This window comes from Amnibacterium endophyticum, assembly GCF_042680685.1.
Taxonomy (GTDB): Bacteria; Actinomycetota; Actinomycetes; order Actinomycetales; family Microbacteriaceae; genus Amnibacterium; species Amnibacterium endophyticum.
This window is the reverse complement of the sequence record NZ_JBHUEA010000016.1, coordinates 1-22,148: the sequence shown is the minus strand read 5'-3', so window position 1 is coordinate 22,148 and position 22,148 is coordinate 1. Positions and strand designations below refer to the sequence as shown.

Sequence of the window (22,148 nt, the reverse complement as noted above, 5' to 3'; positions counted from 1 at the left end):
TGCAACGCCGCGCGGGGTTGCAGATGCCGCTGGGGGTTGCACCGCGTCAGCGGAGGCGGGTGCCCGCCGCCCAGACCGCGCGGACCTCGAGGTCGTCGGTGAGCAGCACCGCGTCGGCGGGGGAGCCGGGTGCGAACGAGCCGAGGTCGGGGCGGCCCGCGGCGCGGGCGGGGATCGAGGTCGCGGCCGCGATCGCGTCGGTCAGCGGAACGCCCGCGGCGACCGCGGTGCGGATCGCGGCGTCGAGGGTCAGGGTGGAGCCCGCGAGGCTGCCGCTCGCGAGCCGGGCGGCGCCGTCCCGCACCGTGACGTCGAGGGTGCCGAGCCGGTACTCGCCGTCGCCGATGCCGGTGGCGGACATCGCGTCGGTGACGAGCGCGACGCGGCCGGGCGCCATCCGGAACAGGGCCGCGACGACGACCGGGTGCACGTGGAGGCCGTCGGCGATGACCTCGAGGACGACGTCCGGCCGCGCGAGCGCCGCGCCGATGGGGCCGGGGGCGCGGTGCGCGAGCTGGGGCATCGCGTTGAAGGCGTGCGTCAGCAGGGTCGCACCCGCGTCAAAGGCCGCGCCGGCGACGTTCATGTCCGCGACCGTGTGCCCGACCGCCACCCGCACGCCGGCGGCGGCGAAGCGGCGGACGGCGTCGATCGCGCCGGGCAGCTCCGGCGCGATCGTCACCTGCAGCAGCGTGCCGTCCGCCGCGGCGAGCAGGGCGTCCACCTCGGCCGCGGTCGGCGCGGTCAGCGCGGCCGGGTCGTGCGCGCCGCGGTTGTCCGGGCTGAGGAAGGGGCCCTCCAGGTGCACGCCGAGCAGCAGCGGGTCCTCGCGGACCGCCGGCGCGAGCGCCGCGACCTGCTCGACCACCTGCTCGACGGGCGCGCTGACCAGCGACAGCGCGGAGCGGGTCGTGCCGTGCGCGCGGTGCGCGCCCAGCACGGCGGGCAGCGCGTCCGGTCCGGCGCCGAAGTCCTGCCCGCCGCCGCCGTGCACGTGCACGTCGACGAACCCTGGCGTCAGCACGCCGCCGCCGGCGTCGAGCACCTCGCCGCCCGACGGCGGCATGCCCCGGCCGGTCGCGGCGACGACCCCGCCCTCGAAGCGGACCCACCCGTCGTCGACGACCGCGTCACCGGTCGCGACCCGGGCGCCGTGGACGGTCAGGGCATCGGTCGTCGGCACGGCTCCAGCGTATGGAGCCCCGCCTGGACCCGCGCGACCGCTCCTTCTGGGTCCGTTGCGGACAGTTGAGCCTGCCGCGGCGGGCTCAACTGTCCGCAACGGGCCCGGGCGTCAGCCGTTGCGCGCCGCGAGCATCCGCCGCCCCGTGGCGACGCCGTCGAGCAGCGTCGTCCGCACGGTCGGGTTGACCCCGTCGGCCTGCGCGGCCTCCTCGGCGCGGGCCAGGAACCGGTCGTCGAGCACCGCGTACGGGAACATCGCGCGGACCAGGCCCAGCTGCCCGAGCATGCCGGCGTCGCCGAGCGACGCGAGCACGTCGAGGTAGCGGTCGGCGAACTCGGCGAGCAGCCCGCCCTGCAGCGGCCGCCAGAACCGCTGCGCGACCAGCCGCCGCGCGGGACCCGCGGGGATCGAGCGGTCGATCATCAGCGCCTGCCAGACGACCTCCTTCGCGGCGCGGTCCGGCTGCGACCCGAGCGCCGCGAGCGCGCTCGCGCCCGAGTCCGGGTCCGGGTCGCGCTCCTTCAGCGCCCGCGCGGCCGCCTCGTCGTAGGCGCCGAGCTCGGCCCGGCGCGCGAGCACCCGCCAGGCGAGGTCGACGTCGTCGCCCGCCGCCTCGTCCACCGCCGCGAGGTGCTCCGGCCGCGTCCCGGCGGTGGCGAGCATCCGGAGCGCGGGCAGCCGGTGCTCCGGCCGGTCGACGAGCGCGGCCGCCGCGTCCGCCAGGCGCGCGACCGCCGCGGGGACGCGCTCGATCGGCGTCCACAGCTCGGCGGCCTGCAGCCCGAGCGCGAGCTGCCCCTCCACCACCGCGGGTCCGTCCACGGCCACGACGGCGCGGACCGTCTCCACGACCGCGTCGCCCGTCAGCTCGCCCTTGACGAGCCGGTCCCACGTCGTCGTCAGCGCCAGCGTGCGCGCCAGCGCGTCGGGCAGCTCGCCCGCCCGCGCGCGGAGCGTCTCGAGGGAGGCCTCGTCGGCCCGCACCGCGGCGAAGGCGAGGTCGCCCGCGTTCACCTGGAAGACGGTGCCGCCGGGCGCCTCGACCGGGGTCTCGGGGCCCACGACCTCCACCTCGGTCTCACCGGCGGGCCGGAGCACGGCGCCGTCCGCGTCGTACCCGGCGATCCGCAGCCGGTGCGGGCGCGGGGCGCCGCCGTCGGGCGCGGTCGCCCGCAGCACGCCGCCGTCGAGGACGAGCAGGTCGGTGCCGGCGCGGTCGAGCCACTCCGTCGTCCACGCCTCGAGGTCCCGCCCCGACGCGGCGGAGAAGGCGCCCATGAGGTCGCCGAGCACCGTGCTGCCCCAGGCGTGCTCGGCGAAGTAGGCGCGGAGGCCCGCGACGAACGCGTCCTCCCCGAGGTAGGCGGAGAGCTGGTGCAGCACCGCCGCGCCCTTGTCGTAGGTGATGTCGTCGAAGTTCGCCATCGCGTGCAGCACGTCCGGCACGTCGCCCCGGATCGGGTGCGTCGCCGGCCCCATGTCCTGGCGGTAGCCGGCGAGCTTCCCGTCGAGCAGCTCGGTCGCCCAGGCGTCCGTGAACTCGGTCGCTCCCGCCATCGCCCAGACGGAGGCCCAGCTGGCGAACGCCTCGTTCAGCCAGAGGTCGTCCCACCAGCGCATCGTGACGAGGTCGCCGAACCACATGTGCGCCATCTCGTGCAGCACGAGGTTCGCCCGGCTGGAGCGCTGCCGGTAGGTCGGCTCGCTCCGGAACAGCACCGAGTCGGTGTGGGTGACGCTGCCCCAGTTCTCCATCGCCCCGCCGAGGTCCGGCACGAACACCTGGTCGTAGCGCCGCTGCGGGAAGGGCAGGTCGAACCGCTCGCCGAACCAGGCGAGCCCCGCCGCGGTGAGCCCGAACAGCTCGTCCGCGTCGCGCTCGAGGAACGCCTTCAGCGACTGCCGGCAGTAGAGGCCGAGGTCGTGGTCGCCGGCCTCGCGCCGCGCCTGGTGGAACGGGCCGGCGTTCACGACCGCGACGTAGGTCGACAGGGGCGGGGTCGGCTCGAACGTCCACCTGCGGGCGTCGCCCTCGTACTCGATCGACTCCGGCGCCGAGTTGCTGGTGACGGTCCAGGCGGACGGCGCGAGCGCGGTGAAGCGGTGCACGGCCTTCAGGTCGGGCTGGTCGAAGCACGCCCACAGCCGCCGTGCCTCGTCGGGCTCGAAGGTCGTCCAGACGTAGACGAGGCCGTCGGTCGGGTCGACGGTGCGGAGCACCCCCTGCCCGCGGTCGGTCTCGGACTGGGACGTCTCGACGACGAGCACGTTGTGCTCCTCGAGCCCGTCGAGGGGGAGGCGGCCCTCGGCCGCGGACGACGGGTCGAGGGCCCGGCCGTTCAGCACCGCCCGCTCGATCGTCGCGACGACGTCGACGAAGGTCGAGGCGCCGGGCGCGCGGCATTCGAAGGCGACGGTGGAGACGGAGCGCCAGGTCGGGCCGTCCTCGAGACCGGTGAGGTCCACGTCGATGTCGTAGCGGGTGACGTCGAGCAGGGCGGCACGCTCGGCCGCCTCCTCGCGGGTGAGACTGGCGGGCATCCGGCCACGCTAGCCCCGGGCGTGCGGCGGTCAGCCGAACGCTGAGGTCGGTGCGACCTGCAGCTGCGAGCCCGCGTAGCCCGCGATCGCCAGGTCCCCGCCCGCGAGGTCGAAGGAGATCGGCTGCCGCACCGTCGGCATCGTGCCGTCGAGCACGGGCGCGCCGGCACCGTTCAGCCGCAGCCGCGCGATCAGGTTCGCGTCCGCGAGCGCCGTGTACACGGTGCCGCTGCCCGCGTCCGCCTCGATCCAGAAGGCGCGACCGGGGACGGCGGCGCGGCCGAGCCGGCGGGGCTCGCCGCCGATGTCGAAGGTCAGCACCGCGTTCCCGCGCACGTCGCACACCGCCACCCGGGAGCCGCCCGTCGGCACGACGTGGCTCGGCCCCTCCCCGGCGGGCAGCGCGGCGACGAGGTCCCGGGAGGCCGCGTCGTAGACGAAGAGCAGGTTCGCGGCGACGTCGACGACGGCGACCCGGCCCGCCGCGGCGGTGATGCCGCCGGGCTGCACCGGCTGCGGCAGGTCGGCGAGCACGTCGTCGCCGCGCACGACGCGGACGGCGTGGCCGAACTCCTCGGAGATCCAGACCTCGTCGCCGACCTGCACGGCCTGATGCGGCTGCCGCCGCGTCGGGACCGAGCGGGTCACCTCGAGCGACGGCAGGGCCAGCTCGAGCAGCCGGTTCGCGCTCTCCGCCGGGTAGAGCAGCGGGCCGCCGTCGCCCGCGAGGTCGATCATCCGCGCGCTGCCGACCATGGGGACGGTCCGCACCGCGCCCTGCGCCAGGTCGACCACCGCCAGCCGGGCGGGGCCGCGCAGCGCGACGTAGGCGGTGCCGCCCGAGACCGCGACGCCCCACGGGCGGCCGTCCTCGGGCAGCGGGATCACGCGCCCGGCGGGCGCCTCGGTCGGCTCCGGCGCGTCACCGGGCTCCGCCGCCCGGGTCAGCGGGACCCCGCCGTACCCGGTCCGCGTGGGCGACGGCGTCGGCGCGGAGGGGGCCGCGGTGCAGCCGGCGAGCAGCCCGGCGCCGAGCAGGGCGGCACCCCCGAGCAGGCCGCGGCGAGTCGTCGTCATGAGGCGGGCAGGCTAGCCCGGCACCCTCCGCGGTCGGTCAGCGGGGGACGATCGCGACGTAGGGCCGCTGCGCGGAGGTCGCGACGCGCAGCGCGCCGCGCCGCGCGAGGACCGCGGTGAGCACGAGCGCGGCGACGGCGGGCACCCCGCCCGCGATCAGCATGCCGGGCCGGGCGCCGATCGCCTCCACGATGCCGCCCATCAGCACGCCGCCGAGACCCTGGCCGCCGAGCACGACGAGCACCCACACGGCCATCACGCGGCCACGCACCTGCGGCCCGCTCGAGAGCTGCACGAGCGGGTTGCCCGCCTGGAAGAACAGCTGGCTGCCGACGCCGCAGGCGACGAGCGCGGCGCCGAAGGTCGGGACCGACGGCATGAGCGCGGCGGCGGTCAGCACGGAGGCCCAGAGCAGCCCGGACAGCACGACGGTGCGCAGGCGCAGCACCTTCCGCGCGGTGCAGCCGAGTGCACCGGCCAGCGCCCCGACGGCGACGAGGGAGTTGAAGAGGCCGTAGCCGGAGGCGCCGAGCCCGAACACCTCCGTGGCGAACGCGGCGAGCAGCACCGGCATGGTCAGCGTGAAGACGGCGAGGAACGCGAGCATCACGACCGAGTAGCGGATGGCGGGGGTGCGCAGCACGAAGCCGAGGCCCTCGCGCAGCGCGTGCGGGTGGCGCACGGGCGCCGGCGCCGGATGGAGCGCGCGCCCGTCGAGCCGCGTGAGCATCGTCACCGTCACCGCGCAGGCGAGCGCGTTGATCGCGAAGGCCCAGCCGCCGCCGACCGCGCCGATCAGGATGCCGGCGACCGCGGGGCCGATCAGGCCGCCCAGCTGGAACACCGCCGAGTTGATCGTGATCGCGTTCTTCAGGTGCTCGCGCCCGACCAGCTCGTTCACGAACACCTGCCGCGCCGGGTTGTCGACCACCGTGGCGCAGCCGATCAAGAAGGCGGCCGCCCAGACCACGAGCACCGTCGCGTGCCCGGTGAGCGCGAGCACCGCGAGCATCACGCTCACGAGCCCGACCGTCGACTGCGTGACGAGCAGCAGCCGCCGCTTGTCGTACCGGTCGACGAGCAGGCCGCCGTGCAGCCCGAACAGCAGCATCGGTGCGAACTGCAGCGCGGTCGTCACCCCGACGGCGGCGACGCTGTGCGTCAGCTGCAGCACCAGCCAGTCCTGCGCGATGCGCTGCATCCAGGTCGCGCTCATCGCCAGCACGTTGGACCCCGCGAAGCGGCGGTAGTTCGGGACCTTGAGCGGCGCGAACCCGTCGAACGCGGGGCGGAGGCGGGCGGGGAGAGGGAGCGCGTGCGTCATGCCGTGAGCCACGGTAGGCACGCCGGGACATGCATCCGGGTGATGGACACTGATATGAGTCATCACGTTCCGTGATGGGAGGCCCCGTGTACGACCCCGTCCTGCTCCGCACCTTCCTCGCCGTCGAGGGCGGGGGCGGCTTCACGGCCGCCGCCCGCCAGCTCGGCATCAGCCAGCCGACCGTGAGCCAGCAGATGCGGCGGCTCGAGGACGAGGTCGGCCGCTCGCTGTTCGTCCGCGAGACCCGCGGGGTGCGGCTGACCGAGGCGGGGGAGGCGCTCGCCGGCTTCGCGCGCACGATCCTCGCCGCCATGGCCGACGCGGAGAGCTGGTTCCGGTCGTCACCGACCCGCGGACGGCTGCGCTTCGGCACGGCGGACGACCTGGCGATCACGCAGCTGCCGCGGATCCTCCGGCAGTTCCGGCGGCTGAACCCGCAGGTGGACCTGGAGCTGACCGTCGACCAGAGCGCGGTGCTCGCGCGGCGGCTGGCCGCCGGGCACCTCGACCTCGTCTTCCTCAAGCAGCCGGCGGTGGAGGCGGGGGAGGGCACCCTCGTGCTCCGCGACCAGTTCGTGTGGGTGGCGGAGGACGCGGAGCCGTTCGTGAAGGAGGACCCGCTGCCGCTGATCGCCTACCGGTCGCCGAGCTTCACGCGGCGGATGGCGACCGACGCGCTCGACGCCGCCGGCCGCCGCTGGCGGATCGCCTGCACGGTCCGCGACATCGGCGCCGTGCTGGCCGCGACCCGCGCGGGCCTCGGGGTGTCGGTGCTCGCGCACTCCCTGATCCCGTCCGACCTGCAGAAGGTCGAGACGCGGCTCGGGCTGCCCGGGCTCGGCGGGGTCGACTTCCGGCTGGTCGCGAACCCGTCCGCCTCCAAGCCGGCGGTGGAGGCGCTGACCGCGGCGATCCGGAGCGCGACCCTGTCGGCCCCGGTGGGGTGAGCCCGCGCCGCGGACGGGCGGGTCAGCGGATGAAGGTGACGATCAGCGTCCAGCGCGCGTCCCTCGACGCCAGCACCTGCAGCCGGTCGGACGCCGACGCGAGCCCCGGCAGCACGACGGGCCCCTCGTCCGGATCGCGGACGCCCCACGCGCGCTGCGCGAGCACCACCGGCGCCGCACCGCCCGCGGCGAGCAGCCGCCACGCCGTCGGCTCCCGGGGGTCGCGCGGGGAGAGCGCGACGGCGACGGCACCGCCCTTCGCCGCGAGCCCCGGCTGCAGCGGCACCGTCTGGTCGCCGCGCCCCTCGTGGGTGAAGACGATCCCGGCCTCGGTGAAGACCACGTCGGGCAGGTCCGGCGGCCGCGCCACCCGCGGCGCCGGGGCGCTCGCGGACGTCGTCCAGGTCGTCGACGTCGTGTCGGAGGACGAGGAGGCCGTCGCCGCGGTCGTCGCGGAGCCCGCCCCACCGGCCGACCGCCCCCCGGCCGCCGCCGCGGCCCCGATCAGGCCCGCGACGAGCGCCCCGCCCGCGAGCAGGACGCCGCGACGCCCGGGCCGGGCCGCGGGCGGGGGCGCCACCGGGCCCGCGGGCGGCGGCGACACGTCGCGGTAGGCGCGGACGTCCTCGTCCGTCGCGCCGGCGCGGTAGAGGCTGCGCCGCAGCGCCTCCCGCTCCGCGTCCTCCACCGGATCAGGATGGCCCTCGCCGGCTCCGGCGTGCACCCCTCTGGGCGGGTCAGGCGCCGACGAGGGCGAGCGGCTTGCCGAGGTGGACGGCGGTGGAGGACGCCGCGTGGAAGCCGAACGCCGGGACGTCGGCGTAGCCGTGCGCCCGGTAGAGCGCGATCGCCGCGGTCTGCGGCAGCCCGGTGGTGAGCACGGCCCGCCTCGCCCCGTCCAGGGCGGCGAGGCGCTCGAGCTCCCCGAGCAGCAGGCCGGCGTACCCACGCCGGCGCCCGGCGGGGCGCACGTACATCCGCCGCAGCTTCACGTCGTCGCCGTCGCGCGTCCAGCCGCCCATCGCGACGGCGGCGCCGTCGACCTCCCCGATGACGAAGCGGCCGCGCGGGGCGGCGAAGTCCGCGGGCGGCGTCGGGTCGTCGTCCGGTCCGCCGTAGACCTCGACGTACCAGCGCTGCACCTCGTCGGTCATCCGCACCGCGTCGGGCTCGTCGATCGCGCCGACCCGCAGCACCAGCGGGCCGGTCACGTCTCGCTCAGCCACTCCGGGTCCGCGAAGCGGTCGAGCAGCACCGCGAAGCGGTCGAGGTCGCCCTCGTCCCAGGCGGACAGGTGCTCGTGCAGCCGCTGCCGCCGGTCGGCGAGCACGGCCTCGGCGCGAGCCCTCGCGGCGGGCGTGACGGAGATCCACTGGGAGCGGCCGTCCTGCTCGTCGCGCTCGGCCTCGATCAGGCCGCGCTCGCGCAGCTCCTTCAGCAGCCGGCTGATCGCGCTGCGGTCCATCGACATGGCGGCCGCGAGCGCGTGCGGCTGCATCGGGCCGCCGCGCAGCAGCTCGCGCAGGACGGCCCACGCCGCCGGCTGCAGCTCCGGGTCGAAGCGCTGCGCGATGCTGCGCCCGGCCCGGCGGGCGGCCACGGCGATCCGCTCGAACGATCCCTCGATGGTGCGGATCGCGTCGTCGGTCGCCACGGCGCCCACCGTAGCCGGGCCGGGCATCAGCGGCGTCCCGCGGTCTCGGCCTCGGGCGCCTCCGAGCGCACGCCCTCCGTGGTCGAGCCGACCTCGTTCGCGCCGAGCTCGAGCACGCGCTCGGCCTCGGTGGTCTGCAGGCGGTCCTCCGGCCGCACGTCCTCGGCCAGCTGCTGGGCGGCCGTCCGGGTGCCGAGCGGCCGGTTCGGCAGCAGGGCGATGAAGAGCAGCGTGACCAGCGTCAGCGGGGCGGCGAGCAGGAACACGTCGCCGATGCCCTCGCCGTAGGCGCTCTCCACGACCGTCCGGATGGGGCCGGGCAGCGACGAGACGACGGGCACGGTGCCGCCGCCGAGCGAGCGGCCGGCGGCCTGCGCGAGCGCGGGGTCGAGCGCCGCGAGGCCGGACTTCACGAGGTCCGCGATGCGCGGGCCGAGGAAGGCGCCGAGCGCGGAGACGCCGAGCGTGCCGCCGAGGCTGCGGAAGAAGGCGATCGACGCGCTGCCCGCGCCCAGCTGGTCCGCCCGCAGGGAGTTCTGCGTCACCAGCACGAGGTTCTGCATCGTCATGCCGAGCCCGAGGCCGAGCAGCAGCATGAAGATCGCGAGCACCCAGTAGGGGGTGTCGTAGCGGATGGTGCCGAGCAGGCTCACGCCCGCCACGAGCAGCAGGGCGCCCGTGACCATGTACCGCTTCCAGACGCCGGTGCGGCTGATGACGCCGCCGATGACGGTGCTCGCCCCGAGCAGGCCGATCACCATCGGCAGGGTCAGCAGGCCGGACTCGGTCGGGGTGTGCCCCTCGGCGAGCTGCAGGTACTGGCTGAGGAAGACCGACGTGCCGAACAGCACGACGCCGAGCGGCAGGCTCGCGAGCACCGCGAACACGAAGGTGCGGTTCCTGAAGAGCGTCATCGGGATGATCGGCTCCTTGACCCGCAGCTCGGTCACCACGGCCGCGACGAGCAGCACGACGGCGCCGACGACCATCGTCCAGCTGGTGGCGGAGCCCCAGTCGAACTGCTTGCCGGCGAGGGACACCCAGATCAGCAGCAGGGCGACGCCGCTCGCGATCAGGGCGGCGCCCAGGTAGTCGATGGACACGGCGCGCTTGGCGCGGGCGGGCAGGTGCAGGGTCCGCTGGATCAGCACGAGCGCCACCACGGCGAAGGGGAGCGCGACGTAGAAGTTCCACCGCCAGCCGAACCCGTCGGTGAGGAGGCCGCCGATCAGCGGGCCGCCGACCGTGCCGACCGCCATGACGGCCCCGATGAAGCCCATGTAGCGGCCGCGCTCGCGGGGGCTCACGATGTCCGCCATCACGACCTGGACCAGCGCGGTGAGGCCGCCGGCGCCGAGGCCCTGCACGGCGCGGAAGGCGATGAGGGTGTTCGTGTCCTGCGAGAACCCGGCGAGGGCCGATCCGACGACGAAGATCACGAGCGCGATCTGCACGAGGACCTTGCGGTTCACGAGGTCGGCGAGCTTGCCCCAGATCGGCGTCGAGACGGTCGTGGCGAGCAGGGTCGAGGTGACGACCCACGTGTAGGCGGTCTGGTCGCCGCCGAGGTCGGCGATGATCCGGGGCAGCGACGTCGAGACGACGGTGCCGGCGAGGATCGCGACGAACATGCCCATCAGCAGGCCGGAGAGCGCCGACAGCACCTCTCGGTGGCGGGCGCGGTCTTCGGGGGTCTGCATCCGGGCGGGCGCGGAGGAGGTGCGGCTCAAGGAGGCTCCAAGCTGGTTGATCTGTGTCCACCATAGAGGAGCAGTTGACCGCTATCCACTATTCCCGTGACGCCGGGCGCGTCGTCAAGCGCTGGTGCTGCCCGTCGACTCGCGCGGCTGAGCCGCGGGCGCGGAGGCCGCGTCGCCCGCGACCCGCTCGTGCTCGGGGCCCGGCCCTACCCGCTCCGCCGGCACGGTCTCGTCCTGCTGGTCCGGCTCGCCCGGGGGCCGCTCGTCGCTCACGGCGCGATCCTCGCCCCCGCGCCTCCCCGTCCGCCGGGTGCGGGCCGGGGGAGGCGCCGTTCAGCGGGCGACGGGCACCTTGGCGTCGAGCCAGCCGAGCAGGTCCGCCGTGACGTCCTCGCGGTTCGTCTCGTTGAAGACCTCGTGGCGGGCGCCCGGATAGAGGTCGACCTCCACGTCGGTGAGGCCTGCGTCCCGGTACCGCTGCGCGACGAGCCGCACCAGGTCGCCGCCGCCCGCGAGCGGGTCGTCGGTGCCGCTCATCAGCAGCACGGGCAGGTCCGGGCGGATGCCGGCGAGTGCGGCGGGGTCCGCGAGCCGCTCCGCGGTGGACAGCATCTGCGGCATCACGTCGTCGGCCAGGTCGAAGCCGGACCGGGGGTCGCGGACGTACTCGTCGACCTCCGCCGCGTCGCGTGAGAGCCACTCGTACCCGGTGCGCTCCTCGAACCCGGCGTTCAGCGCGGTGAGCCCGCCGTCCTGCTCCGCCGCCGAGGCTGCGAACACGTCGACCGCGCTCGTGCCCGTCAGCACCGCGGCGGCGTACTCCGCCGAGTGCTGCAGCAGCACCTGCTGCGCGGCGAACGAGCCCATCGAGTGGCCGAGGAGCACGAGCGGCAGGCCCGGGTGCGCGTCCGCGACGTGCCGCGAGACGGCGCTCACGTCGCCGACCAGCGCCGCCCAGCCGCCCGGGCCGAACGACCCGAGCGGCACGTCGCCGCCGATCGATCCGCCGTGGCCCCGGTGGTCGTGCGCGACGACCAGCCAGCCGGCGCGCGTCAGCTCGGTCGCGAGGCGGTCGTAGCGCTCCGCGAACTCCGCGACGCCGTGCGCGATCTGCACCGCGCCGTGCGGGTCGCCCGCGGGGCGCCAGGTGTGCACGGCGAGCGCGAGCCCGTCCGCCGGCGACGGCAGGGTCGCGTCGTCGTGCTCCACGGCCTCAGCCCTCCTGCTCGGTGGGCCGCACCAGCAGCTCGTTCACGGCCATCCGCCGCGGCCGGGTCACCATGTAGACGATCGCCTCGGCGATGTCCTCGGACTCGAGCGGCTCCATCCCCTCGAACCGCTTCGCCTGCTGCTCGCGGATCTCGTCGCGCAGGTGGTCGCGCAGCTCGGTCGCCACGGCGCCCGGCTCGACGATCCCGACCCGGACGTGCCGGCCCGTGACCTCCTGCCGCAGCGACTCGCTGAAGGCGTTCACGCCCCACTTCGTCAGGTTGTAGACGCCGGAGCCGCTGCGCGCGACGCGGCCCGCGACGCTGCTGATGTTCACGAGGTCGGCGACGCCCCGGGAGGAGTCCTCCGCGGCGGCGAGCAGGTGCGGCAGCGCGGCGTGCGCGACGTAGAGGAGCCCCTGCACGTTCAGGGTCACCATCCGGTCCCACTCCTCGATCGGCGCGCCCTCGATCGGGCCGAGCAGCATGACGCCCGCGTTGTTCACGACGACGTCGAGCCGGCCGAGCTCCGCGACGGTCCGCTCGACCGCCGCCTGCGCCTGGCCCTGGTCGGTCACGTCGGTCTCGAGCACGAGGGTGCGGCCGCCGATGCGCTCGGCGAGCGCCTCGAGCCGGTCGCGGCGCCGGGCCGCGATCGCGACGCTCGCCCCCTCGGCGGCGAGCGCCTCCGCGGCCGCCTCGCCGATGCCGCTCGACGCGCCCGTCACCAGCGCGACCGCGCCGTCCAACCGTCCTGCCATGACATGCCTCCCGTGGATCGGAGCCCATCGGAGCACGGCCCGTGCGGCGCGGCCTGGACGCGTGCTCAGGCGGGGGTCCCCGCGACGGCCACCACGTGGCCCGCGCGCAGCACGACGCGCCGGGCGTCGGCGGCCTCCGCGAGCGGCCGCCAGGGCGCCGCGTCGGGGTCGGCGCCGCCGAGCCGCATCGCGAGCGCCGCGAATGGGCGCGCCGGGCCGGCGGGCAGCCGCATGTCGACGACCGCGGCCCGGCCGCCCGGCCTCAGCAGCGCCGTCGCGCCGGCCCAGGCCGCTCGCCAGTCGTCGGTGACGCTCAGCGAGTAGGTGGCGATCACCGCGTCGGCGCCCGCCGGCCTGCCCGCCGCCCGGAGCACCTCGGCGACGCGGTCGAGGGGCGGGCGGGTGGCGTCCGCCTCCACGAGGTGGACGCCGGGCCAGCCGCGCCCGGGCCGCCGCGCGGCGACGGCGAGCATGTGCGGGCTGCGGTCCAGGCCGACGAGCAGGCCCTCGGGGCCGACCGCGCGGGCGAGCAGCGGGAGGTTCAGCCCGGTGCCGCAGCCGAGGTCGACCACGGCGTCGCCCCGGCGGGGGCGCAGCAGGCGCAGCCCGGCCAGGCGTCCGGCGCGGTAGACGAGCCGCTCCCCGGACGCGACGTCGTACCAGCGGGCGGCCGGGCCGTACGGATCGATGCGCATGGAGCCTCCACTCGTACCCTCGCCCGATGGGCGAGACCTGCGACGACCGCATCGACCTGCTCGTGATCGGCGGCGGCACCGCAGGCCTGGTCGCCGCGCGCACGGCCTCCTCCTTCGGCGCGCGGCCGGTGCTGGTGGAGCGGGACGAGCAGCCGGGCGGCGACTGCCTCTGGACGGGCTGCGTGCCGTCGAAGGCCCTGCTGGAGGCCGCGGCCGACGGCGTCGACGACCGCGCGGCGCTCGCCCGCGTCCGCGCCGCGACGGCGGACATCGCCCCGGTCGACTCCGCGGCTGCCCTCGAGGCGGACGGCGTCCGGGTGCTGCGGGGGACGGCCCGCTTCACCGGCCCGCGGACCGCGGTCGTCGACGGCCGGCCGCTCCGCTTCGCGCAGGCCGTGATCGCGACCGGGTCCCGCCCCCTCGTCCCCGACGTGCCCGGGCTCGAGGACCCGCTGACGACCGACACGCTGTGGGACCTGGAGGAGCTGCCGGCACGCCTGCTGGTGCTGGGCGGCGGACCCGCCGGCTGCGAGCTCGCCCAGGCCGCCGTACGGCTCGGCAGCGCGGTGACGCTCGTGCAGCGTGCGGAGCGCCTGCTGCCGCGGGACGTGCCGGACGCGTCGGCCGCGGTGATCGCCGCGATCGTCGCGGACGGGATCGACGTCCGGCTCGGCGCGTCGCTCGACCGCGTGGACGGCGGGACGGCCGTGGTCGACGGGGAGCCGGTGCGCTGCGACCGCGTGCTCGTCGTCGCGGGCCGGCGGCCCAACACCGCGGCGCTCGGGCTCGGCGCCGCGGGCGTCGCGGTCGGACCCCGTGGTCACGTGCGCGTCCGGCGCACCCTGCTCACGACCAGCCCGAGGGTCTGGGCGGCCGGCGACGCGACCCCGCTGCCGCAGTACACGCACACGGCCGGGATGAACGGCGCCGTGGTCGCGGCGAACGCGGTCCTCGGCCTCCGCCGCACGATCGACGAGGACGCCGTGCCGCACTGCACCTTCACGCAGCCGGAGGTCGCCGCGGTCGGCCGCACCCGGCCCGCCGGCGGCGACCGCGTCCACCGCGTCGCCCACGACGAGGTGGACCGCGCGGTCGCCGCGCGGCGGACCGGCGGCTTCACCGAGGTCGTGGTCGACGGGCGGGGCCGCGTCGTCGGCGCGACCGTCGTCGCACCGCGGGCCGGCGAGACGATCGGCGAGGCCGCGCTCGCGGTCCGCACCGGGCTGACCGTCGAGCAGGTGACGTCGACCACCCACCCGTACCCGACGTTCAGCGACGGTTTCTGGAACGCCTGCATCGCCGCGTACCGGTCCTCCCTCGCCTCCGGGGCCACGGCACGAGGCGTCGCGGCGCTCGCCGCTGCACGGCGCCTCCGGCTCCGGCTGTCCTGATCGCGGGCCGGCGCAGGCGGATCCGAGGTCGACGGCGCACGCTGGCCCCGTGACCACCACCGAGCAGGCCGAGCCCGCCCCCGCCGAGGACGGCGCCTACGCGCCCGTGCAGACCGAGGAGACGGTGACTGCGCTCCGCGTAACCGGCACGATCCCGGCATGGCTCGACGGCCGCTACGTGCGCAACGGGCCGAACCCGATCGGCGCCATCGACCCCGCGACGTTCCACTGGTTCATGGGCGACGGGATGGTGCACGGCGTGCGCCTGCGGGGCGGCCGGGCGGAGTGGTACCGGAACCGCTGGGTGCGCTCCGCCGACGCGGCGAAGGCGCTGGGGGAGGCGCGGCCCGCCTCTGCCGGGGTCAGCGTCGCCGCGAACACCACCGTGATCGGCCACGCGGGCACGACGCTCGCCCTCGTCGAGGCGGGCGGCGCCTGCTACGCGCTGTCCGACACGCTGGAGACCCTCGGCGTCTGGGACGCCCGCGGCACGCTGCCGGGCGGCGGCTACACCGCCCACCCGAAGCTCGACGCCGTCAGCGGCGAGCTGCACGCGATCTCGTACCGCTTCGACCGGCCGGGGCTCGCGCAGTACACGGTCGTGGACCCGCGGGGCACGGTCCGGCGCGCCGTCGACGTGCCGGTCGCGGGCAGCCCGCTGATCCACGACATGGGGCTCACGCAGCGGCACGTGGTCGTGCTCGACCTGCCGATCGAGTTCGACCTGCCCCGCGCGATGCGGGCGGTCGGGGTGCCGGAGCCGCTGATCCGCTCGGGCGCGCGGGTCGCGTCGCGGATGATCGGCCGGGTGCCGATCAGCGGCCGCCTCGCCGACCTCGCCGCGAGCCGGCTGCGCAACGGCGACATGCCGTACTCCTGGTCGCCGGAGCACCCGAGCCGGCTCGGCGTGCTGCCGCGGGAGGCACCGGGCGCCGCCGTGCGCTGGTTCGAGATCCCGCGGTGCTTCGTCTTCCACGTGCTCGGGGCGTACGACGAGGTCGATGACGACGGGCGTGCGACCGCCGTCGTCGTCGACGGGGTGCGCTACGACAAGGCCTTCGACGAGGACCTCCACGGGCCGGACGGCGCCTCGACCCGCCTGACGCGGTGGCGGCTCGACCTCGTCACCGGCGCCGTGCTCGAGACGACCGTCGACGACCGCCAGCAGGAGTTCCCGCGGATCGACGAGCGGTTCATCGGCCGCCCCTACCGCCACGGGTGGTCGACCGGCCTGATGCAGGACGGCACGGGGCGGGTCGACGACCGGATCCTCGCGCACGACCTCGTCGCCGGCACGACGACCTCGCACAGCCTGGGGGAGGGGGTGGAGGTCGGCGAGCTGGTCTTCGTGCCCTCCTCGCCGGACGCCGAGGAGGCCGACGGGGTGCTGATGGGGTTCGTCCACGACCGCACGACCGGCGCCGACCGGCTCGAGCTGCGCGACGCCGGCACGCTCGAGCCCGTGGCGCAGGTGCACCTGCCGGTACGGGTGCCGCACGGCTTCCACGGCAACTGGCTGCCCGCCTGACCTGCGGATCCGGACCGTGCCGCCTCTTGACGGCGGTGTCCGCCCGGCTACTACCCTTGCGAGGCAAGACGTGCAATCAGGTGGGTTCATCCGGCCGGGTCCGCCCGGCCATCCCCGGCGTGAATGCGCAGTGCGACGGTCTCGAAGGTCGGGCCGTCGAGGAGGACGGAGGGGATCTCATGGCCACCGGAGTCGTGAAGTGGTTCAACAACGAGAAGGGCTACGGCTTCATCGCGCCCGACGACGGCGGCGCCGACCTGTTCGCGCACTACAGCGCCATCACGGGCCGCGGCTTCCGCTCGCTGGAGGAGAACCAGCGCGTCGAGTTCGAGGTCGCCCGTGGCGACCGCGGCCCGCAGGCCGCCAACATCCAGCCGCTCTGAGCCCCGCGCTCATGCGCCCGCGGGCCGTCGTCGTGCAGGGCGCGGCGGCGGCCCGCGCCGCATCGCGGCCGTGACCGCGCTCCGCGTCGCCGTGCGGGACGGCACGGCGCTCGCCGTCGAGCGCCGCGGCGACACGGGCGGGCGCCGGGTCGTGCTGCTGCACGCCGGCGTCGCCGACTCGTGCTCCTGGGCCGCCGTGCTCGACGCGCTCGAGCCGGACGGCCTCGACCTCGTCGCGATCGACCGGCGCGGCTTCGGGGAGTCGCCCGACGCGGCGCCCGGCGCCGCGTTCACACATCTGGACGATCTCGTCGACGTGCTCGACGGCCTCGAAGTCGGCCCCGCCGTGCTCGTCGGCAGCTCGACGGGCGGCGGGCTCGCCCTCGACCTCGCGCTCACGGAGCCGGACCGCGTCCACGGCCTGCTGCTGATCGGCTCCGCCGTCAGCGGCATGACCGACGAGGGCGAGTCGATCGCCTGGACGCCCGATGCCGCGACCGGTCGGCTGCTCGAGGCGATGGAGGCCGCCGAGGCCTCGGGGGACCTCGACGGGCAGGTGCGGCTCGAGCTGCACGCCTGGCTCGACGGGCCCACGCAGCGCGAGGGCCGGGTCGGCGGCGCGGCCCGCGAGCTCGCCGCCGCCATGTCCCGCCGCGCCCTGCAGGGCGGCGGCTCGACGGGCGCCTCCGGGATCGACGCGTGGCACCGCCTCGCGGAGGTCGACGTCCCCGGAATCGCCGCGTGGGGCGACCTCGACATGCCGCCGGACCAGCCCTTCTACGAGCTGGCCGCCGCACGCCTGCCGCGGATCCAGGCGCGGGTGCTGCCGGGCGTCGCCCACCTGCCGTCGCTCGAGGACCCCGCGCTAGTGGCCGCGCTGGTCCGCGAGGTCGTCGCCCTCGCGGACGCTCGATGACCTCGTTCGTGCTCGGCGGTCTCGACGGCACGGCCGCGGGGGAGCGGCCCGACCTGCTCGCCGCTCCCGTGCTCGACGCCCTGACCGCGCTCGGGCTGCTGGAAGCGGTCGGCGTCGTCCCGATCGATCCGGCGATCTCCGACACCGCCGCCACGCAGGAGGCGTACGGGCTCGAGGCGGCCTCGCTCGTCAACTGCGTGCTCGTCGGCGGCGCCCGCGGCGGCGACCAGCGCGTCGCGGCCTGCCTCGTGCCGGCGGACCGGCGGGCGGACGTGAACGGCTTCGTCCGCCGGCGCCTCGACGTGCGGAAGGCCTCGTTCCTGCCACGTGAGCAGGCGGTCGAGTCCTCCGGCATGGAGTTCGGGGGCATCACCGCGTTCGGGCTGCCCGCCGGCTGGCCCGTGCTCGTCGCCGCCGCGGCGGTCGCGCAACCCCTCGTGGTGGTCGGGTCCGGGGTGCGCCGGTCGAAGCTGCTCGTGCCCGGCGGGCTCCTCGCGCGGATCCCCGGTGCCGAGGTGGCGGACGGCGTCGCGCCCTGACCCGGGACGCTCGCCGCACGTTCAGGGAATCGGAAGACAACGGGGGACGTGACCCCCGGCCGGGGGTACGCCATAGTTGCGGCGTGCTGCTGCCCCTCTCCTCCGCGACCTGCCTCGACGAGTTCTTCGCGGACCGCCGTCGCGGTGCCGCCGGTCGTCGTCTCGCCCGCATCGAGCGGACGGAGGAGGTGCTCCGCTCCGCTGTCGAGCGCATGTCGGAGCTGGTCCTGACCGACGAGGAGCAGGTGCTCGTCGCCGCCGAGCGGCAGTTCCAGCCGGTCGGCGCGGTGGCCCGCATCCTCCCGGCGTCGGGCCTGCTGCTCGTGCTCGAGGCGCACCTCGCGGCGCTCGAGGAGCACCCGAGCCGCACCGCCGCCCGCCGCGTCGAGCTCGACCTCTGCGGCCAGCTCGCCCGCCACCTGACGCGCGAGCTGCAGCACCTCGACGTGCAGCGCGCCGCGCACCGGATCGAGCTGGCCCTGCAGGAGTGCACCGCCTGGGCCGACCGCGGCCCCGCCGGCCTCCTCCGCCGCGCCCTCGGCCGCTAGCCCGCACCCCGGCAGCGCGGGCGACTCCCGACATCGCGCGCGCACCTCCGCGCCCGCACTGTCGGGACGCGCCCGGACTGCGCGCTCCGCGAAGGCGCCGGGAGCCTCCTCGCGCACGCTCGGGCGCGAACGGCGCATCCGGGCGCGAACGGACGCCCGAACCCGCCCCGAACCGCCGATCACGCCCGTGTCCGGCTGCACGGGCGACTCCCGACATCCCGGGCGCACCTCCGCGCCCGCACTGTCGGGACGCGCCCGTACTCCGAGCTCCGCGCAGGCGCCGGGAATGTCCCGGCGCACGCCCGGGCGCGATCGGCGCATCCGGGCGCGAACCGACGTCCGAACCCGCCCCGATCCGCCGATCACGACCGCACCCCGGCTGCGCGGGCGGCCTCCGACAACATGGGCGCTCCAGTGCGCCCGGGATGTCGGATCGCGCCCGGCGGGGGGAGGGGCCGGGGCGCGGCGGGTCAGCGGGCGTCGGGGAAGGCGGCCGCGACCCGGGCGTGGTCCTCGTCCGCGACCGCCGCGTAGCGGGCGGACCAGGCCGCGACGGCGCGGTCGAACTCGGCGCCGTCCTCCAGGTAGGCCGCGATCGCGGTCGCCGCGCCGCTCTGCGCGTGCGCCCGCGCGAGCAGGGCGCCGCAGGTGCGGACGTAGGCGCGCAGCTCCTCCGCGGTGAGGTCGGGCAGCCGGACCGCGCCCTTCATGTCGTGGTACTGCCGCACGTAGTAGTCGTGCGAGCGGCCCTCGAAGTGCCCGAGGAACGGGTCCGTCACCGCCTGCAGCACCCGCTGGTGCGAGAAGACCCGGAGCCCCTCGCGCCCCGGCTCGCCGAGCGGCGGCAGCCCCGGCTGCGGCCGGCCGCCGTGCGACTCGAGCACCGAGGGCACCGCCTGCTTGATCTGCAGCAGCAGCGGCTCGCCGTCCGGGCCGCGCAGCACGAGCAGCCAGCAGCGGGTGCCGACGCTGCCCACGCCGACCACCTTGCGGGCGACGTCGTCGATGCGGAAGCGGCCGAGCAGCTCGCGCACGGCGGGGTCGACCGACTCGAGGTAGGCGTCGAGCAGCCGCTCCGTGTGGCCGGGCTGCGAGTCCGGCCGGTGCACGAGCACGGGCGGGTCCTCGAGGAAGCGGCGGCGACCGTCCGGCAGCACCTCCGTCATCCGCTCGGCGGCCCGCAGCGACGTGCGCCGCCGCGCCTCCGCCACCATCCGGTCGAGCGCCGCGCCGCGGCGGGTTCCGAGGGCGGCGCGCAGGTCGTCCTCGTCGCTGCGGACGTAGTAGCGCTCGAGCACGGTGAGCCCGGCCAGCGCGGCGAGCGCGTCGCGGTACCCGGCCACGGACGCCTCCGCCGCCGCCCGCCGCCCGTCCTCGTCGGCGCCGAGCGAGCGCGCCGCGAGCAGCGCGCTGACCGCCAGCCGCTTCACGTCCCACTCCCACGGCGCCTCGCCGGCCTCGTCGAAGTCGTTCAGGTCGAACACGAGGGCGCGCTCCGGCGAGGCGAAGACGCCGAAGTTGAGCAGGTGCGCGTCGCCGTCGGCGGTGACCTCGAGGCCGGTGGCGGGCCCGGCGGCGAGGTCGGTCGCCATGATCGCGGCGGTGCCGCGATAGAAGCCGAACGCGTCGACGAGGGTGCGGCGCATCCGCAGGCTCACGAGGTCCGGCTCGCGGGTCGCGTTCTGCGCCGCGAGGATCGCGACCGGGTCACGCCGCGGCGGCTCGAGGTCGGCGTGCACGTCGAGCGGCACCCGGCGCCGCGCCTCCCGCCCCGCGTCGCGCAGCTCGGGGGTCGTCGGGGCTGCGGCGGACACGGAGGTCACGCTAGCGAGCGGTCAGCGGCTCCAGACGACCGCGGCGCCCCAGCGCACCCCGTCGGCCGCCTCGATCCGCAGCCGAACCGGCGCCCGCCCCTCGACGACGCGGAACGTCGTGGCCGTGAGCGTGCCGGGGGCCTCCGCCTGGCTGCGCGTCTCGACCGGGTCCAGCACCACGACCCTCGTGCCGGAGCGCGTCGTGAGGCGCAGCGCGGTCCACGTCGCGCGGCTCGCCGAGTCGGTGACGAGCAGCACGGTCGCCCGGGTCGCGCCGGCGGAGCGGGCGCCGTCGAGCCCGCGGACGCCGTCGCCGACGCCGTGGATCTCCTGCGTCAGGTACCCGCTGCCGCCCGACAGCTGCGGCGGGGAGCGGTGGGTGACGAGGTAGGCGGCGATGCCGGCGAAGCCGCCGTCGCGGAGGTTCGTCAGCAGCTCGCCGCGGTCCTGCGCCGTGAGGGGTACGGGCTCCGCCGCCGGGGCGGGCGGGGTCCGGGGCACGAGCGCGACGACGAGGGCCGCCACCAGGAGGATCGCCAGCACGCCGCCGAGCGGCAGCAGGCGCGGACGGGCCCGCCGCCGCGGACGCGGAGCGGGCCCCTCGGGAGCGTCCGGGGGAGGGGGCGGCGCCGCGCTGCGGTACGCCTCCACGTCGCGGTCCCCGGCACCGGGCGCGTAGAGCCGCCGCCGCAGCAGCTCGGGGTCGTCCACCCGCCGATCCTCGCGCACGTCGGTCCGTCCCGCGGCGCGGCTCAGCCCGTCAGCTGCGCCGCGATCGACGGGTCGGCGCCGCCCGCCGCCTCCACGATCCGCTCGCCCTCGAGCCGGTAGAACGCGAACTCGGCCGAGCTGATGCGCCGGCCGGTCGGGGCGACGCCGCCCCAGGGCCCGCGGTGCGTGCCGCGGGTGCGCAGGTGCACGGCGAGCCGGTCGCCCTCGACCACGAGCGCGATGCGCTTCCAGCGGAAGTCGGGGAAGCCGACGAGCAGGTCGGCGACGTCGTCGAGCCACGCGTCCGCTCCTCGCGGTGCACCCGCCCGACGGACGTCGGGGGCGAGGAAGTCGCGCATCGCGTCGAGGTCGTGGCGGTTGCAGGTCTCCAGCCAGTCGTCGAACCAGGCGTGCGTCGCGGCGGGACTCAGCGCCGCCGCTCCGGTCGCGTGACGACGCCGTCCGCGCCGTGGATGGGGCAGCGCGGCCCGACGATGGTGGCGTGCAGCGGGCTCCCGCAGGTGGCGCAGGTGGTGGGGCGGAGCGCAGCGCGATCCTCGACGGTGAGGGACATGCCCGAAAGCATGGATGCTGAGGTTGTGCGGAAGCCGCTGATCCGCAGCGTGTCCGCTGTGCAGCCGTCAGGCGTGCGCCACGACCGCTGCGCCCCACCGGACCTGCTCGGGGGCGGTGACGAGCAGCCGCGCGGGTGCGGCTCCTGCGGCGTACCGCAGGGTCCCGGTGGCGACGTCGCCCGGCGTGACGACCAGCGAGCGCAGGTCGACCGGCGTGCCTCCAGCGGCGTCGAGCAGCGTCCACGAGACGCTCGCGCGCTCGGCGGCGACCACCAGCACCTCGACGCGGCCCGCTCGGCGCGGCAGCGCGAGCCGCAGCAGCCGGGTCCCTGCGCCGACGTGCTCCCAGCGCGCGTCGCCCGCGCGGCGGTGCCGCTCGAGCCAGCCGGTCAGGTCGGCCCTGCCGCCGTCGGCGAGGGCGCGCACGAAGCCCTCCCGCTCGCCCTCCGTGGTGCTCGCGCCGAGCGCGGCGCGCTGCACGTCGCGGACCGGCGCCGTCCGAGCGGGCCTCGGGGCACCGGGCGTCCCGACGAGGAGGAGGGCGGCGCCGGACGCCGCCAGCGCGCCGACCGGCAGCAGCACCCCGCGGCGGGAGGGGAGGCGGGCGGCGGAGCGGCGCGGGGCGGGCGCGGGTGCGGGCTCGCGGCGGG

The 22,148-nt window shown here is 76.5% G+C and carries 24 protein-coding genes; 7 read left to right on the top strand and 17 right to left on the bottom strand.

Annotation, left to right across the window (positions count from 1 at the left end; all coding sequences use genetic code 11):
• Positions 1-46 precede the first annotated feature (46 nt).
• The 4 genes from nagA to ACFSBI_RS10925 all read right to left on the bottom strand — a co-directional run bounded on the left by nagA (position 47) and on the right by ACFSBI_RS10925 (position 6,128).
• On the bottom strand, positions 47-1,183 hold the full coding sequence (nagA, locus tag ACFSBI_RS10940; protein WP_377934846.1) for an N-acetylglucosamine-6-phosphate deacetylase: 1,137 nt from the start codon (positions 1,181-1,183) through the stop codon (positions 47-49).
• A 111-nt stretch (positions 1,184-1,294) separates the two neighbouring features.
• A complete protein-coding gene (gene pepN, locus ACFSBI_RS10935; protein ID WP_377934844.1) occupies positions 1,295-3,727 on the bottom strand; it encodes an aminopeptidase N in 2,433 nt (810 codons plus the stop codon).
• Between the two features lie 30 nt (positions 3,728-3,757).
• Positions 3,758-4,804: a YncE family protein gene (locus ACFSBI_RS10930; protein ID WP_377934843.1), complete on the bottom strand. Its 1,047-nt coding sequence runs from the start codon at positions 4,802-4,804 to the stop codon at positions 3,758-3,760.
• A 37-nt stretch (positions 4,805-4,841) separates the two neighbouring features.
• Entirely contained in the window at positions 4,842-6,128 is a 1,287-nt protein-coding gene (locus tag ACFSBI_RS10925; RefSeq protein WP_377934842.1) for an MFS transporter, read from the bottom strand.
• 86 nt (positions 6,129-6,214) lie between these two features.
• Between ACFSBI_RS10925 and ACFSBI_RS10920 the strand changes: the two genes are divergently transcribed.
• Positions 6,215-7,075 (top strand): LysR substrate-binding domain-containing protein, encoded by an 861-nt coding sequence (locus ACFSBI_RS10920; protein ID WP_377934841.1) that lies wholly within the window; start codon positions 6,215-6,217, stop codon positions 7,073-7,075.
• A gap of 22 nt (positions 7,076-7,097) precedes the next feature.
• Here ACFSBI_RS10920 and ACFSBI_RS10915 read toward each other — a convergent pair whose 3' ends face one another.
• The 8 genes from ACFSBI_RS10915 to ACFSBI_RS10880 form a co-directional block, all read right to left on the bottom strand.
• Positions 7,098-7,763, bottom strand: a complete 666-nt coding sequence (locus tag ACFSBI_RS10915; RefSeq protein WP_377934840.1) for a hypothetical protein — start codon at positions 7,761-7,763, stop codon at positions 7,098-7,100.
• Positions 7,764-7,812: 49 nt separating this feature from the next.
• Positions 7,813-8,286: a GNAT family N-acetyltransferase gene (locus ACFSBI_RS10910; RefSeq protein WP_377934838.1), complete on the bottom strand. Its 474-nt coding sequence runs from the start codon at positions 8,284-8,286 to the stop codon at positions 7,813-7,815.
• Positions 8,283-8,729, bottom strand: coding sequence for a MarR family winged helix-turn-helix transcriptional regulator (locus ACFSBI_RS10905; protein ID WP_377934837.1), 447 nt, complete (start codon positions 8,727-8,729; stop codon positions 8,283-8,285). The genes ACFSBI_RS10910 and ACFSBI_RS10905 overlap by 4 nt, the downstream gene beginning before the upstream one ends.
• Before the next feature lie 26 nt (positions 8,730-8,755).
• Entirely contained in the window at positions 8,756-10,429 is a 1,674-nt protein-coding gene (locus ACFSBI_RS10900; protein ID WP_377934962.1) for an MDR family MFS transporter, read from the bottom strand.
• 114 nt (positions 10,430-10,543) lie between these two features.
• On the bottom strand, positions 10,544-10,702 hold the full coding sequence (locus tag ACFSBI_RS10895) for a hypothetical protein (RefSeq protein ID WP_377934835.1): 159 nt from the start codon (positions 10,700-10,702) through the stop codon (positions 10,544-10,546).
• 60 nt (positions 10,703-10,762) lie between these two features.
• Positions 10,763-11,638 carry an alpha/beta fold hydrolase gene (locus ACFSBI_RS10890; protein WP_377934833.1) on the bottom strand — a complete coding sequence of 292 codons (876 nt, stop codon included), beginning with the start codon at positions 11,636-11,638 and terminating at the stop codon, positions 10,763-10,765.
• A 4-nt stretch (positions 11,639-11,642) separates the two neighbouring features.
• Complete coding sequence (locus ACFSBI_RS10885) at positions 11,643-12,398, bottom strand: SDR family NAD(P)-dependent oxidoreductase (RefSeq protein WP_377934832.1); 756 nt, start codon at positions 12,396-12,398, stop codon at positions 11,643-11,645.
• Between the two features lie 65 nt (positions 12,399-12,463).
• Complete coding sequence (locus ACFSBI_RS10880) at positions 12,464-13,093, bottom strand: class I SAM-dependent methyltransferase (RefSeq protein ID WP_377934830.1); 630 nt, start codon at positions 13,091-13,093, stop codon at positions 12,464-12,466.
• A gap of 26 nt (positions 13,094-13,119) precedes the next feature.
• Between ACFSBI_RS10880 and ACFSBI_RS10875 the strand changes: the two genes are divergently transcribed.
• From ACFSBI_RS10875 to ACFSBI_RS10850, 6 genes are all read left to right on the top strand, one after another.
• Positions 13,120-14,484 (top strand): dihydrolipoyl dehydrogenase family protein, encoded by a 1,365-nt coding sequence (locus ACFSBI_RS10875; RefSeq protein WP_377934829.1) that lies wholly within the window; start codon positions 13,120-13,122, stop codon positions 14,482-14,484.
• Between the two features lie 49 nt (positions 14,485-14,533).
• Complete coding sequence (locus ACFSBI_RS10870; RefSeq protein ID WP_377934827.1) at positions 14,534-16,012, top strand: carotenoid oxygenase family protein; 1,479 nt, start codon at positions 14,534-14,536, stop codon at positions 16,010-16,012.
• A gap of 179 nt (positions 16,013-16,191) precedes the next feature.
• Entirely contained in the window at positions 16,192-16,395 is a 204-nt protein-coding gene (locus tag ACFSBI_RS10865) for a cold-shock protein (protein ID WP_377934825.1), read from the top strand.
• A 70-nt stretch (positions 16,396-16,465) separates the two neighbouring features.
• Positions 16,466-17,311: an alpha/beta fold hydrolase gene (locus tag ACFSBI_RS10860; protein ID WP_377934823.1), complete on the top strand. Its 846-nt coding sequence runs from the start codon at positions 16,466-16,468 to the stop codon at positions 17,309-17,311.
• A complete protein-coding gene (locus ACFSBI_RS10855; protein WP_377934821.1) occupies positions 17,308-17,850 on the top strand; it encodes a YbaK/EbsC family protein in 543 nt (180 codons plus the stop codon). Before ACFSBI_RS10860 ends, ACFSBI_RS10855 begins: the two co-directional genes overlap by 4 nt.
• Before the next feature lie 83 nt (positions 17,851-17,933).
• Positions 17,934-18,398, top strand: a complete 465-nt coding sequence (locus tag ACFSBI_RS10850) for a hypothetical protein (RefSeq protein ID WP_377934819.1) — start codon at positions 17,934-17,936, stop codon at positions 18,396-18,398.
• Between the two features lie 470 nt (positions 18,399-18,868).
• Here ACFSBI_RS10850 and ACFSBI_RS10845 read toward each other — a convergent pair whose 3' ends face one another.
• The 5 genes from ACFSBI_RS10845 to ACFSBI_RS10825 all read right to left on the bottom strand — a co-directional run.
• A complete protein-coding gene (locus ACFSBI_RS10845; RefSeq protein ID WP_377934818.1) occupies positions 18,869-20,212 on the bottom strand; it encodes a DUF2252 domain-containing protein in 1,344 nt (447 codons plus the stop codon).
• Between the two features lie 21 nt (positions 20,213-20,233).
• The gene (locus tag ACFSBI_RS10840; RefSeq protein ID WP_377934817.1) at positions 20,234-20,923 is read right to left on the bottom strand and encodes a hypothetical protein; all 690 of its coding nucleotides are present in this window, start codon (positions 20,921-20,923) and stop codon (positions 20,234-20,236) included.
• 41 nt (positions 20,924-20,964) lie between these two features.
• Positions 20,965-21,315 carry an ester cyclase gene (locus ACFSBI_RS10835; RefSeq protein WP_377934960.1) on the bottom strand — a complete coding sequence of 117 codons (351 nt, stop codon included), beginning with the start codon at positions 21,313-21,315 and terminating at the stop codon, positions 20,965-20,967.
• A gap of 35 nt (positions 21,316-21,350) precedes the next feature.
• Entirely contained in the window at positions 21,351-21,497 is a 147-nt protein-coding gene (locus ACFSBI_RS10830; protein ID WP_377934815.1) for a hypothetical protein, read from the bottom strand.
• A 67-nt stretch (positions 21,498-21,564) separates the two neighbouring features.
• The coding region (locus tag ACFSBI_RS10825) for a hypothetical protein (protein WP_377934814.1) at positions 21,565-22,148 on the bottom strand (584 nt) is incomplete at its 5' end.